Here is a 12,427-nt window from a genome sequence, read left to right on the forward strand (position 1 = left end):
AGTTATACACAAACTCACAAACTATAGGAGGAAATAACAATGATCGCATGTAGCGTGAATAAAATTAGCAAAATGTACGGCGGGAATCTAGTGTTTGAAGATATTTCGTTTGAAATAAGTGAGAAGGATCGAGTTGGATTAGTGGGGCGAAATGGAGGCGGAAAAACGACTCTATTTCGGTTATTAGCAGGGGACGAAACGCCTGACAGCGGTCAAATCCACTGGAAAAAAGGTTCACAAATTGGCTATCTTGCGCAAATTCCAGAATACCCGAAAGAAATGGAAACAAAGGCCGTTCTCCATACAGCCTTTTCACAGCTTATTGAAATAGAGAAAAAGATGAAAAAGTATGAAGTGGAAATGGGAACCGAAACAGATGGGGATAAGCTTCAAAGGTTAATTGAGGAATACGGAAAGCTTCAGGACCAATTCTCTTTACAGGGTGGGTACGAAATGGAGTCGAATATCCAGAAGATTGTCCACGGTCTAAATATACAAGATTTACTTGATAAAAAGTTCATGAACTTAAGTGGAGGAGAGAAGACCAAGGTTGGTCTAGCATTAATTCTTTTAAAAGGCCCAGATTTTCTATTACTCGATGAGCCGACCAATCACCTTGATCTGATGGCAGTTGAGTGGTTAGGGCAATTTTTAAAAGATTATGACGGTACGGTGGTGGTCATTTCGCATGATCGTTATTTTCTTGATGAAGTCGTAACCAAGGTGTTGGATTTAGAAGATGGCGAGATTCAGGGCTATTTAACGAACTTTTCAGGGTTTGTAAAAGAAAAAGAAGAGAGACTGCTTAGGGAATTCCAAGCTTACGAGGAGCAGCAAAAGAAAATTAAGAAAATGAAAGAAGCAATCAAGCGTTTGAGAGAATGGGCCAATCAATCCAACCCACCGAATGCTGGTCTTCATAAACGTGCAAGAAATATGGAAAGAGCATTAGAACGAATGGAGAAGCTGAACAGACCCATTTTAAATCGAAAAAAAATGAACCTGGAAATGGATTCGGCGGATCGTAGCGGAAAAGATGTTGTGACGATTAAAGAAGCTTCAAAAGGATATGGTGAACAATTACTATTCAAAAATGTGAATTTGGACGTGAAATTTCAACAAAGAGTGGCAATCGTTGGAGAAAATGGGACGGGGAAATCGACTTTATTAAAAATGATCCTGAACCAAATTGAGGCGGATGAAGGAACCGTTAGAATTGGGAGCAATGTAAAAATCGGCTATCTGTCGCAACATATTTTTGCTGATGCTGAAGATGAAACAGTAATTGAAGCTTTTCGAAATGAAATTAGGGTAACGGAAGGGGAAGCTAGGCATATATTAGCGAGATTTCTATTCTACGGATATGCTGTTTTCAGGAAGGTCTCTCAGCTAAGTGGTGGCGAAAGAATGCGACTTCGTTTGGCGCAGCTCATGTATCAGGATATTAATTTCTTAATCTTAGATGAGCCTACCAATCACTTAGATATTGAATCGAGGGAAGTGTTAGAAGAAGCGCTTGAAGATTTTAATGGAACCATCCTAGCTGTTTCCCACGATAGATACTTTTTAAATAAACTATTTGAAAAAATATACTGGATTGAATCTAAGCAACTCCACTCGTTCGAAGGTAACTATAATTGGGCAAAAGCAAAGATGATGGAAAAAAGGGAGAGGGAAGCTCCTTCGCTCGTCATTGTAAAACCTGAGACAACTCCAGTAAAAATGGTACCGAAGGCTAAAAATGAATACGTTACGAAGAATCTAGAAAAGGATTTAGAGGAGCTTGAGAATAAGATTTCAAAACTAGACGAACTTCTTAATGAGGAAACGGATTTAGATTGTATACAAAGATATTTTAAAGAAAAGGAACAGCTAGAGGTTGAGTGGGAAGAGTTATACACTAGACTAGAAAAAGTTGATTAAGGTACAGGAGCCCGCTTGGAATTGATCCCAAGCGGGCACTTGCATTATTCTTGTTTACCTTTATTTGTCCCGCCAAAAGCTATACAGTAACCGTCTATGTCCTGTAGGGCAAATTCTTTCCACGGACCATTATCTGGATCAATCCAAGGTTCGATCACGATATTTGCTCCATTACCCTTAAATTCATCATAGAGTTTATCTAGGGATTCCCAATCATCCACGTAACAATAGAGTTCAAATCCTATATCAGCCCCTTCAGCTGGCTTGTTTGGTTTAACATCATCGGGTGTATTTGCTTGAAGAAGCTTTAACCCAAGTCCGGTAAAGCCATCTCTAATGACCCACCAATCTGTAACTTCACATCCGAGGACATCTCTGTAATACCTTTTCGATTTTTCAAGATCTGTAACGAGTAATACTTTTAATGAGCTACTAATTAGCATGTTAGCCATAAACATTCATCCTTTAGATAGATTATTTTTCCATCATACCATTAAGAGTTGAGTCCATTTGTTGGATTATGTCGAATAAAACTTTAATGGATTTTATTGACAAAAATTAGTAAGAGGAGTAATATGACAGTATCGTCATATGACAATAGTGTCATAATAGTATAGGAGGTTTTCAGATGCCTTTTCAAACGTTTATCAATCTACCAGAGGATAAGAAAAACCAAATCATTGATGCTGCCATTGAAGAGTTTTATAAGATGGGTTTTGAAAAAACAAGTATCGCAAAGGTAATAGAACGAGCAGGAATCCCGAGGGGAAGCTTTTATCAGTATTTTGATGGGAAAACAGATCTTTATAAATACATTATTGTCGATGTGATTGGTCGTAGAAAGCATGAATTTTCTGGAACGGTCTTGGCCGATATCGAGAAGTTAGGATTTATTGAAATTATTAAAGAGTTATTTATCTCAGGAATCCAATTCTATAGGGCTTTTCCAAGGATGGCAGTTGTGGCGACTGAGTTTGTTTCCATTAAAGACAAAGAAGTAAAAAAATCCGTCCTCGGTGAGAGTGAGCAAATTAGCAATATGTATTTCTTGCAATTAATTAAAGAACGCAAGGAAAAAGGAGAGATAGCGAAAGAAGTTGATGAGGAGATGCTTTTATTTTTAATCAATTCATTGAATACCACGTTTGTAGATTATTTTATGGAAAAAACAAATATGAATTATGATGATGACAGCCTAGTAGGGGCTGTTGATAAAATGCTAGCCATTTTAGCAAATGGAATCTCAGGTAAAATAAGAGGGTGAAAATGATGTTAAAAAAATATGATAAACCGTTAGCAGTTCTTTTTGGCTTCCTAACATTGGTGTTTTTAGTGATTGCTTTTACGAATAAAGATTTCCTTGATTGGGCGTTTGCACGCCATCATAACCAACTAAGTTGGTATATCCGACCATTATTTATATTGCCTTTTTGCTACTTTGCATACAAAAGAAGTCTTGCTGGAATTTCGGTAACGATTTTCTGCTTATTAACCAGTATGTTCTGGTTCCCGGAGCCTAATACAGTAAGCAATCAAGTGAAAGACTTTCTTCAATTTGAAGTAGATTATTTAACAGGGGAGTGGGGAATTGGAAAAATCTTAATCACATCAATTGTTCCAATCTCTTTAACTGCACTAGCAGTAGCTTTTTGGAAAAGAAATGTCATGATCGGATTAACCGTTATTGTGTTTATTGCATTAGGGAAAATGGGATGGAGTGTTATTTTCGCAGGAGAGTCTGGAAAGTCTATTATGATCCCAGCTATTTCAGGTCTAATGATCTGTGTGGGGCTTGTTTATTGGGGAATAAAGAGAAGTCAGAAGAAAAGTAACATTACCCATTAAAAAACCAGTGGGGCTTATTGCTTGCCCCACTGATTTCTTCATTAAAACGGTTTAATAGACATTAATAGAATGAGTACAACAACAGAAGTATGAAGTACAGCATTATAAGGACGTAACTCTTTGTTAATAGCTTGGTAGTCTTCAGGAATGTCTTCACCTTTATGAGCGTTAATAATCTCAGCCATTCTCTTAATTTTCTTCGGCATGATGCCAGCTACGATAAATTGAACAGCAATATAAATAGCGATTGAAGTAATATACCAGCCTGTAGTAAACAGTTGAGTATTTAAAAATCCAAGAATAAGTCCAGTAAGAAGAAGAGCAATACTACCCACTTTTGCAAACATTTCAATCTTGTGGTTTAAGTCTAAAGCAAATCTTGCTTCACTAGCAGTTTTGGGTCCTTTCATAACAACTGGCATTCCAAAGCTAGCCCCCAACCCTACAACAGCAGCGATTACATGAATTAAAACGATCGTTCCATATAGAGTCATTAAGTCCCACCTCCTTTTTCCTATGTATATCCTACATTATAATACTTTTGGTCCGGGGAAGTTATTACTATTTTCATAGTAAATACATTTTTTCTAAAATTTTCATGCTTGAGAGCATTTTTTGGCCCATAAATTAAAATATTCTCCTAACTTGTCTCATATGTTTAGTATGTGAACATCTTAAAGAATTGTATTTTTATTAAGAGTGAATAGTTAGGAGAGACAACATGAGCATGTTTTTAAGAGGAACCTTATTGTTAATAGTCGCTACCTTTTTAGGTGAGTGTGTAGAGTTTATCGTCAACATGGTACTAGCTAAGGAACTAGGGGAGAGAGGGCTAGGATTATATATGTCCATCCTTCCAACTGTGTTCCTCATTGTCCTCCTTGCGAGTTTTGAGCTTCCAATATCGATTTCGAAGTTTATTGCTGAAAAAGAGGATAAGTACCATAAGAGCATGTTGCAGCATGTTATTCGTCTAACCATTATCTTCACAGCCGTACTGTTGATTTTAGCATCCATTGCGATGCCATTAATTCCAACCTTTGATCAATATCATCCGTTGTTCAGATGGCTAGTTGTCCTTCTTATCCCGATGATTTCTTTTTCCTCGATTGCTAGAGGGTTTTTCATGGGGAAACAACAGATGAGCAAGATCGCATCCGCTCATTTCTTAAGAAAGATCTTGCAGCTGGCCTTACTTGTAGTCCTATTTCAGCTATTTGAATTTGACATGAGTACCTCAATCCTGATTGCTTTTTGTACCTTTGTAGGTAGTGAATTTGTCATTGTCATTTACTTAATTCATATGTTCTATATTCAATTTCAGCAGTTGAAACATCGACCATCTGAATTCATAACGTCAAAAAATGTACGACAAAACTTAATGGCTGTGTCTATTCCAACAACAGGACTAAGAATTTTTCACTCTCTGACACATGCTATCCAACCTTTTTTAATCAAAATAGCCTTAGTTCATTCAGGGTTAAGTGAAGGGATTGCTACTGAGCAATTTGGAATGCTTGCTGGTGTTGCGATGACAATTGGATTCTTCCCAGCGTTTATCGCTCACTCACTCCTCATTATGCTCATTCCAACGGTATCAAAGGCATATGCGGATCGAGATCTATTTAAGCTTCAGAAAATTTTACAGCAGGTTATGGGAATTACGTTTCTATATGGTGTACCTGCCGTCATGGTGTTCTATTTCTTTGCTGAACCATTAACAAACATGTTCTTTCATTCGTCTGTAGCAGCGAACTTCTTACAGTTGTTATGGCCATATTTCTTGCTTCACTTTTTTGTTATTCCGATGCAAGCTTATTTAATTGGCTTAGGGTTAATGAAGGATGCGTTTTACCATACACTATGGTCACATGTCATTCAGTTTTCACTTATGTATTTCTTAGGTTCTATGCATGATTTTCAAATGGATGGTGTCATTATTGGGATGAATACCGGGGCAGTGTTACTCACACTGATGCATTATATGACCATTTGTAAAAAGATAGGGGTTTCATCTATATCCTTAAGAAGGCTTTCGAACGAGAACATAAGAGTTTAAGAGGAGATTATACTAGTTATATAGAAACTATATGAATAGTCTTTGTTTTGGAGGTTATAGATTGGAAAAAGTACTTCGCGGGCATCATCTTCTTTGTGTACATGGTTTTAGAGGGATGGGATATAGCCCTGATTTTGTGAAAAAGATGGAGGAAATCGTAACAGATATTCGAAATGATCAAAAGGATTTCCCGATTAAAGTAGTAGCGGCCTTTGATGATGCTTGCATGTCATGCCCACATAGAGGAAAAACAAAATGTGAAGCAAATGAGGATTCAAACGAACATGTCTTATCAATGGACGGAAAAGTAATCGAGCATTTAGGGTTAGAGAAGAACAAATCCTACCAAAAATCTTTTCTTGTATCATTAACAGCAGCAAAAGTGAGAAGCGATGATTTGGATTATCTATGTGAAGGATGCTCCTGGTTGTCATATGGAGTGTGTAAAGAGGGAATTGATTTATTACGAAAAAAGGAAGTAAATTCCTAAAGAACAAGCCTAAAGCTCTTTAGGCTTGTTCTTTTTTATTGTAGTATTTAACCGAATAAGTAGCACCTTCATCCAACATTTTATTATCTTCGAGGTCATGTGGATTTGAATGACCAGCTTTTTCTATCGGAGGCGTTCCACCGCCGGAATCAGATGATGATAACTTGTCCTTTAGACGTTTAGCCATTGAAATGGCCTTTGTACGAACAGGAGTGACTGAAAGGAGCAAAATACTTCCGATCCCTACACCAGCTAAAACGGAATTTTTCGGTTTATTCATGTTACATTCATCTCCTTTAGATTTCTTATTATCTATATACCCGAATCTAGTAAATGAAAACAAGATTAGTAGAACTAATTTTTACCAGTAAGCTCAAATAAAAAATACCGTGTGGAAACGGTATTTTATACTTCAACTAGTGATTCTTTGGATAGTTCGTGTAGGTTTTCTACAATGCCAATCTCGTATGGAGTTTTAGGAAGTGGTCCAACTTCTCTTTCATATTTTGAACTATCTAATATAACAGGAACCTCATTTAAGTACATCATTTCGACCACTTCTTTCATGGAAGGATTAAAGATTCCAAGTAGACGAATCATCCATTTATGAATAGGGATTACTTTAATGTCTTTATTAAGATGTTTGGAAGCGATCTTTACAACTTCTTCGCCAGTAATCGTTCCTGCTCCAGCAATGTTCCAGGTTTGGTTATAGGTATAATCTCGTAAAGCAAGTTCAACTAGTGCCTTTGCACCGTCCTTCGTATAAATAAATTCCTTTTGTATAGTTGTATAGCCGACAAAACCTGCTGAATTCTTTTTAAGACATTGTTCGAATGTATACTGTAAGAGTGTACTTTCCGCTTTAGGGCCGTAGAAGTCTGGGAAATGAGCAATGATATAAGGTACACCTGATTGTTCAATTTCTTTTTGTAACTTTAATCGAAATTTTCCCTTTTTTGTATGAGGGTTCTTTTCAGCTTCTTCCGTCACTTTACGAGCCTGGCGCCCATAAGCATAAATATTATCTACGTAAATGAAGGGCTTATTTTGGTTTTGACACTCATTTAAAATATTTTGAAGCATCGTAAACAGGGTAGGATCCCATTTTTCATAAGGAATATTTAATGAGTGAAAAACATAATCCGCTTTTGAGATGGCTTCCTTTAGATGTGAAGAGTTCATAACATCGCCCGCATATATTTCAGCTAATGGACCCCACTCATATTTAAATTCCTCTAATTTCTTTTGTGAGCGTGCAAATGCAATTGTAGGGATATTTCTGCTGACTAGCTCTTCAACTAAAGCAAATCCCATTCCTCCTGATGCTCCTAAAACAAGTGCTTTTTTCATAATAATACTCTCCTTTAATATTTTATTGACCAGTGTTCAAATAGGTGTATTAGAAAAGAAATGACAGGGCCATTTCTTATTTTTTTACTTTATAGCTTTTAATAAAAATTCTACATGAGATTTGGCAAGTTCCTTAACATCCTCAAATGTAGCATCCGTGCGACAATATTGGGTAACAAAGCCATGTAAACTGATAAACAGGGACCAAATTTCTTTTGTGTGCAGCCTTTTATTACTTAAGGACACGATAGCTTCAGCAAACTTTTGATAGCTTTGACTTGGTTCTTGAATGAGGTAGCTTTTAACTTCTTCATCTTTTAGTAAAAACATCACTTCATATTGATTTTGGTGGGTTAGACCAAAGTGAATAAACCGATACATGACTGAGAAAAGCTTTTCATCGTTTGTCATGTTTTTATCATTCAGTACATCATCGAGCTCTTGATCTAATTCTTTAAAGTCATGAGCAATCATTTCATAGAACAACTCAGCTTTGTTTTTAAAATGATAGTAAATCGCTCCGTGACTGCACTTAAGCAAATTCGCTATTTTTCTCATTGAAATGGATGCATAGCCTTCTGAGACGAATAATTCCCTAGCGACGTCTAAAATTGCATCTTTTGAAAGTTCATCTTGTGAAGATTTTCTAGGAGCCAAACTGATCACCCTTCAAAATTAGTAGTTCATTGAATCTAAGATGATAGAAAGTTCATGGAGGAACAAAGTAGTAGATTGGGTTTAGATTTTTTTATTGAACACTGGTCAATTAGATAATATAATAATTTCCTCAAGTTGGCAATAGCAAAATAAAAATTTTTCCAAATCCACCTAAAACAGGCTTTCGCAAGTATATACTGTACAAAAACACAAATAATAGGTTAAAAAGTAAGAACCCTAGAGGAGGCAACCTATGAAAGAAAAGTATTGTCGGGAATCTTTTGTGGTGAAAACCAGTATTGTGCTTCCACCAGACACGAATAACTATGGAACACTGTTTGGCGGAAAGCTAATGGCTTATATCGATGATGTTGCAGCTATATCTGCCATGCGACATGGGAGAAAAAGCATTGTGACAGCTTCAACGGACTCCGTCGATTTTCTTCATCCGATTTTTGAGGGGAACTCTGTTTGTTTAGAAGCCTTTGTCACATATACGGGAAGAACTTCAATGGAAGTGTTCGTGAAGGTGATAGCGGAGGATCTTCTTACCGGGGATAGAAATGTGTGTGCGTTGTCGTTTTTAACGATGGTCGCCATCGATAAAAATGGAAAACCAACAGAGGTTCCAAAAGTAATTCCTGAAACGGATGAAGAGAAGAGCCTTTATGAAACAGCAAAAGACCGGGCAACGAATCGGAAAAAGCGGAGAAAAGAAAGCGAAGAGTTCGCGAAGAAGTATGGTACGGATCTTCCGTGGTAAAGGGAAAAGTGCACCTTAAGAAACGGAATCATCCAACTAAGTATCTGAAAGGAGTTTTTTTATGTCAAATGAACAGGGCCTTCATATAGTGGCTGTTAGAAAAAATGGTGAAGGAAATATTGAACAGGTTAAGTTTAATAACGGAGAAGTAGCCGACTTGGAAACAGCTATTCGAATGGCTGAAGCGGACCAAATAGCGAACGTTAACACAGGTGCAACTCGCGGGGACCATCCACATAAAACATTAAGAAGTAATCCAGATGGTGACCCAACCAATAACTTAGATCATCTCCCGACCTTTTAATAGTTGAGGCGGGAGTTTTTTGTTTGTTGAGGGTGCGATAGAGCTTAAATGCAGGAATGCGGCAACGTGGTCAAAATAATCAATAACCTTTTTATAAGATATCAATACCAACCCCTGGAGATATCCATTTACGCCTCTAGACGGAGAAATAATCCACCTCTCTATGGTCTAATTATTGGAAATTCTATACTATAATAGGCAATAGAATGTTATCATTAAAATATTCTGAATGTTGAAATTAAGGAGGGGTTTTATGCTTGCGAAATCAGTCATAGAAGATGTTCTCTCGGCTGCACTTGAGACTGGGGGAGACTTTTCAGAAGTATTTGTTGAAGACCGTTATACCAATAATCTAAGCCTGCAGAGTGGCAAAGTAGAAAGTAGTATGTCAGGTAGAGACTTCGGTATTGGAATTAGAATTTTTAAGGGCCTACAAAGTGTCTATGCCTATACAACGGATTCCTCTAAAGAGGGACTTTTAAAGGCAGCCCGTAATGCAGCACAAGCCATTAAGGGAAATACGATTATTCAGCCTCAAGCATTTGTTAATCAGCTAGTAGTTACCTCACATCCAATTCCTATTCACCCAAGAGAAGTTGAAAAAGTCCGCAAAGTCAATGTCATGAAGAAAGCCTATGAAATTTCGAAAAACTACCATGATTCTATTAAACAAGTAACAGTCAGGTATTTTGATGAAGAACAAAATGTCCTAGTTGCTAACTCAGAAGGAAAGTTTGTGGAAGATCGTAGAATTCGAAGCAGACTTGCTATTCAATCAATCGCTTCAGACGGGCAGCAAATGCAGAATGGTTTTTATGGACCTGGTGCACATAGTGGGTTTGAGTTTATGGAAAACCTTGACCTGGATCACTATGCAACGGAATCTTCCCGAATTGCTGTTACGATGTTAGGTGCTACACCATGTCCTAGTGGGAAATTCCCTGTTGTCATCGACAACGAGTTTGGGGGAGTTATTTTTCATGAAGCGTGTGGTCATGGCTTAGAGGCTACGGCGGTTGCTAAAAATAATTCGGTGTTTGCTAACAGAATTGGGGAAAAGGTAGCCTCTGATGTGGTTACATATATCGATGATGGAACATTACAAAATGAGTGGGGCTCAATCAACATCGATGATGAAGGCGAAACTGCTCGTAAAAATGTTCTCATTGAAAATGGTATTTTAAAAGGTTACTTGATTGATAAATTTAATGCTCGTCGAATGGAGATGCCTTCTACCGGATCTGGAAGACGTCAAAATTATCGTTTTGCTCCAACCTCTAGGATGACAAATACGTATATTGCTCCTGGTAAATCGACTCCTGAAGAAATTATTTCAAATACTGAACATGGTATCTATGCGAAATACATGGGTGGAGGACAAGTGAATCCAACTACAGGTGATTATAACTTTGCGGTTATGGAAGCTTATATGGTTAAGGATGGAAAACTTGGCAAGCCAGTTCGTGGAGCCACATTAATCGGAAATGGACCGAAGACGCTACAGTTAGTTGACATGGTAGGAAACAATTTAGCCCACGGTGCTGGAATGTGTGGTTCATTAAGTGGTAGCTTACCAGTTAATGTTGGGCAGCCGATGATTCGTGTTAGTGAGATGACAGTCGGTGGTAGAAAGGGGGATGAATAATATGAATCTACTAGAGTTTAAAGACCAACTTTTCGCTCAAGGGTCTGAACAAGGGTTTACAGACATGGAGCTATATTACGAAAGAGAAGAGAAGTTTGGCTGCGGTCTTTATAAGGGTGAGATCGATTCTTACGAAACATCTGAAGTATTCGGAGTTTCATTCCGTGGTTTACTAGATGGAAAAATGGGCTATGCTTACACAGAAAAATTAGACGAAGAGTCCATTGTATTTTTACTAGAGAATGCGAAGGAGAACTCACATTTTATAGAAGACGAAGAACAGGAAGAGATTTTTCCGGGCAGTGAGAAATACGAGGAAGGAAACTTCTATTCAGAAACATTAAAAGAAGTGTCCATTGCGGAAAAGCTTGATTTCCTAAAAGAGATTGAAAAGCATATTTATGCATATGACGAAAGAGTAGATGGGACGGATTACTTTATTTTTAATAGTGCAGAGACAGAGAGAGCGATTTTAAATAACAAAGGGTTATCTTTAAATGAGAAGCAGAACTATTTAGGCATGTATATTTCTGTTGTCGTCAAACAGGGGGACGAAATTAAGACCGGGGTTTACTCAAAGTTTACGCAGGATTTCCAATCCTTGAACCCAGCTGATATTGCTAAGCATGCGGTTGAAGAAGCTCTATCGCAATTGGGGGCTAAGTCAGTTGAGAGCAAAGACTATCGCGTCCTGCTACGTCACGATGCTGCTGGAAGTCTATTAAACACGTTCTCTCCTATATTCTCTGCTGAAAGTACTCAAAAGGGGCAGTCGCTTTTAAAGGATAAAGTAGGAGAGGAAATCTCGGTTCCATTTTTACAAATCGTGGATGATCCGACATTAAGTGAAGGGCTCTTAAGTCGTACGTTTGATAGCGAAGGAGTAGCAACAAGTAAACAAGATATTGTAAAGGACGGAAAGCTTGTTACGTTGTTACACAACCGAAAGACAGCAAAAAAGGATAAAACGGAATCAACAGGCCACGCCTACAAAAGTTCGTATAAAAGCACATTAGAGGTTGCTCCTACCAATTTATTTATCCAGCCTGCTGAAAAATCCTATGATGATTTAATAGCTGGAGTTGAGGAAGGAATTATTATTACGGAATTGTCAGGTTTACATTCAGGTGCAAATACCGTATCTGGTGACTTTTCTGTAGCAGCAAACGGCTTCTACATTAAAGGTGGAAAAGTAGAGACACCAGTCAAGCAAATGACGATTGCGGGCAATTTTTATGAGTTATTGAAGAATGTAGAAGAAGTTGGTTCGGACCTAGAGTTTGCGATGTCCTTTGTAGCTCCCGGCTATATTGGATCACCATCGCTAGTAATTAAGGAATTATCTGTAACGGTAGATTAAATTTAAAGCAGGCCAAGACTATAGGTTT

The 12,427-nt window shown here is 37.7% G+C and carries 14 protein-coding genes; 9 read left to right on the forward strand and 5 right to left on the reverse strand.

The window, feature by feature from the left end:
- Positions 1–39 precede the first annotated feature (39 nt).
- On the forward strand, positions 40–1,923 hold the full coding sequence (gene abc-f / locus ACFYKX_RS12515) for a ribosomal protection-like ABC-F family protein (protein WP_389361387.1): 1,884 nt from the start codon (positions 40–42) through the stop codon (positions 1,921–1,923).
- A gap of 44 nt (positions 1,924–1,967) precedes the next feature.
- Here the strand turns inward: abc-f and ACFYKX_RS12520 are convergent, their stop codons facing one another.
- Positions 1,968–2,375: a VOC family protein gene (locus ACFYKX_RS12520; protein ID WP_389361388.1), complete on the reverse strand. Its 408-nt coding sequence runs from the start codon at positions 2,373–2,375 to the stop codon at positions 1,968–1,970.
- A 176-nt stretch (positions 2,376–2,551) separates the two neighbouring features.
- On the opposite strand from ACFYKX_RS12520, the gene ACFYKX_RS12525 reads away from it, so the two are divergent.
- Entirely contained in the window at positions 2,552–3,187 is a 636-nt protein-coding gene (locus tag ACFYKX_RS12525; protein ID WP_389361389.1) for a TetR/AcrR family transcriptional regulator, read from the forward strand.
- Between the two features lie 2 nt (positions 3,188–3,189).
- A complete protein-coding gene (locus ACFYKX_RS12530; protein ID WP_389361390.1) occupies positions 3,190–3,768 on the forward strand; it encodes a hypothetical protein in 579 nt (192 codons plus the stop codon).
- Positions 3,769–3,809: 41 nt separating this feature from the next.
- Here the strand turns inward: ACFYKX_RS12530 and ACFYKX_RS12535 are convergent, their stop codons facing one another.
- Complete coding sequence (locus ACFYKX_RS12535) at positions 3,810–4,262, reverse strand: DUF2269 family protein (protein ID WP_389361391.1); 453 nt, start codon at positions 4,260–4,262, stop codon at positions 3,810–3,812.
- A 227-nt stretch (positions 4,263–4,489) separates the two neighbouring features.
- On the opposite strand from ACFYKX_RS12535, the gene ACFYKX_RS12540 reads away from it, so the two are divergent.
- Together ACFYKX_RS12540 and ACFYKX_RS12545 are read left to right on the forward strand one after the other, a co-directional pair.
- On the forward strand, positions 4,490–5,827 hold the full coding sequence (locus tag ACFYKX_RS12540) for a polysaccharide biosynthesis protein (protein WP_389361392.1): 1,338 nt from the start codon (positions 4,490–4,492) through the stop codon (positions 5,825–5,827).
- Positions 5,828–5,942: 115 nt separating this feature from the next.
- Complete coding sequence (locus tag ACFYKX_RS12545) at positions 5,943–6,317, forward strand: DUF1284 domain-containing protein (RefSeq protein WP_389361516.1); 375 nt, start codon at positions 5,943–5,945, stop codon at positions 6,315–6,317.
- Positions 6,318–6,336: 19 nt separating this feature from the next.
- Here the strand turns inward: ACFYKX_RS12545 and ACFYKX_RS12550 are convergent, their stop codons facing one another.
- The 3 genes from ACFYKX_RS12550 to ACFYKX_RS12560 form a co-directional block, all read right to left on the reverse strand.
- The gene (locus tag ACFYKX_RS12550; protein WP_389361393.1) at positions 6,337–6,597 is read right to left on the reverse strand and encodes a hypothetical protein; all 261 of its coding nucleotides are present in this window, start codon (positions 6,595–6,597) and stop codon (positions 6,337–6,339) included.
- A gap of 125 nt (positions 6,598–6,722) precedes the next feature.
- A complete protein-coding gene (locus ACFYKX_RS12555) occupies positions 6,723–7,670 on the reverse strand; it encodes an SDR family NAD(P)-dependent oxidoreductase (protein WP_389361394.1) in 948 nt (315 codons plus the stop codon).
- Positions 7,671–7,754: 84 nt separating this feature from the next.
- On the reverse strand, positions 7,755–8,327 hold the full coding sequence (locus ACFYKX_RS12560; protein ID WP_389361395.1) for a TetR/AcrR family transcriptional regulator: 573 nt from the start codon (positions 8,325–8,327) through the stop codon (positions 7,755–7,757).
- 253 nt (positions 8,328–8,580) lie between these two features.
- Here ACFYKX_RS12560 and ACFYKX_RS12565 point away from each other — a divergent pair, with 253 nt between their 5' ends.
- From ACFYKX_RS12565 to ACFYKX_RS12580, 4 genes are all read left to right on the forward strand, one after another.
- On the forward strand, positions 8,581–9,090 hold the full coding sequence (locus ACFYKX_RS12565; RefSeq protein ID WP_389361396.1) for an acyl-CoA thioesterase: 510 nt from the start codon (positions 8,581–8,583) through the stop codon (positions 9,088–9,090).
- A 61-nt stretch (positions 9,091–9,151) separates the two neighbouring features.
- Complete coding sequence (locus ACFYKX_RS12570) at positions 9,152–9,394, forward strand: DUF3892 domain-containing protein (protein ID WP_389361397.1); 243 nt, start codon at positions 9,152–9,154, stop codon at positions 9,392–9,394.
- 253 nt (positions 9,395–9,647) lie between these two features.
- Entirely contained in the window at positions 9,648–11,039 is a 1,392-nt protein-coding gene (locus ACFYKX_RS12575) for a TldD/PmbA family protein (protein ID WP_389361398.1), read from the forward strand.
- Between the two features lies 1 nt (position 11,040).
- Positions 11,041–12,399, forward strand: a complete 1,359-nt coding sequence (locus tag ACFYKX_RS12580; RefSeq protein WP_389361399.1) for a TldD/PmbA family protein — start codon at positions 11,041–11,043, stop codon at positions 12,397–12,399.
- Positions 12,400–12,427 lie beyond the last annotated feature (28 nt).

Origin of the sequence: Cytobacillus spartinae, assembly GCF_042865285.1 — a bacterium.
Lineage (GTDB): Bacteria > Bacillota > Bacilli > Bacillales > Cytobacillaceae > Robertmurraya_A > Robertmurraya_A spartinae.

Bases quoted from the DNA above. Each gene is read 5' to 3' on its own strand.
- abc-f (WP_389361387.1), top strand. From the start codon at position 40: ATGATCGCATGTAGCGTGAATAAAATTAGCAAAATGTACGGCGGGAAT.
- ACFYKX_RS12520 (WP_389361388.1), bottom strand. From the start codon at position 2,375: ATGGCTAACATGCTAATTAGTAGCTCATTAAAAGTATTACTCGTTACA.
- ACFYKX_RS12525 (WP_389361389.1), top strand. From the start codon at position 2,552: ATGCCTTTTCAAACGTTTATCAATCTACCAGAGGATAAGAAAAACCAA.
- ACFYKX_RS12530 (WP_389361390.1), top strand. From the start codon at position 3,190: ATGATGTTAAAAAAATATGATAAACCGTTAGCAGTTCTTTTTGGCTTC.
- ACFYKX_RS12535 (WP_389361391.1), bottom strand. From the start codon at position 4,262: ATGACTCTATATGGAACGATCGTTTTAATTCATGTAATCGCTGCTGTT.
- ACFYKX_RS12540 (WP_389361392.1), top strand. From the start codon at position 4,490: ATGAGCATGTTTTTAAGAGGAACCTTATTGTTAATAGTCGCTACCTTT.
- ACFYKX_RS12545 (WP_389361516.1), top strand. From the start codon at position 5,943: ATGGGATATAGCCCTGATTTTGTGAAAAAGATGGAGGAAATCGTAACA.
- ACFYKX_RS12550 (WP_389361393.1), bottom strand. From the start codon at position 6,597: ATGAATAAACCGAAAAATTCCGTTTTAGCTGGTGTAGGGATCGGAAGT.
- ACFYKX_RS12555 (WP_389361394.1), bottom strand. From the start codon at position 7,670: ATGAAAAAAGCACTTGTTTTAGGAGCATCAGGAGGAATGGGATTTGCT.
- ACFYKX_RS12565 (WP_389361396.1), top strand. From the start codon at position 8,581: ATGAAAGAAAAGTATTGTCGGGAATCTTTTGTGGTGAAAACCAGTATT.
- ACFYKX_RS12570 (WP_389361397.1), top strand. From the start codon at position 9,152: ATGTCAAATGAACAGGGCCTTCATATAGTGGCTGTTAGAAAAAATGGT.
- ACFYKX_RS12575 (WP_389361398.1), top strand. From the start codon at position 9,648: ATGCTTGCGAAATCAGTCATAGAAGATGTTCTCTCGGCTGCACTTGAG.
- ACFYKX_RS12580 (WP_389361399.1), top strand. From the start codon at position 11,041: ATGAATCTACTAGAGTTTAAAGACCAACTTTTCGCTCAAGGGTCTGAA.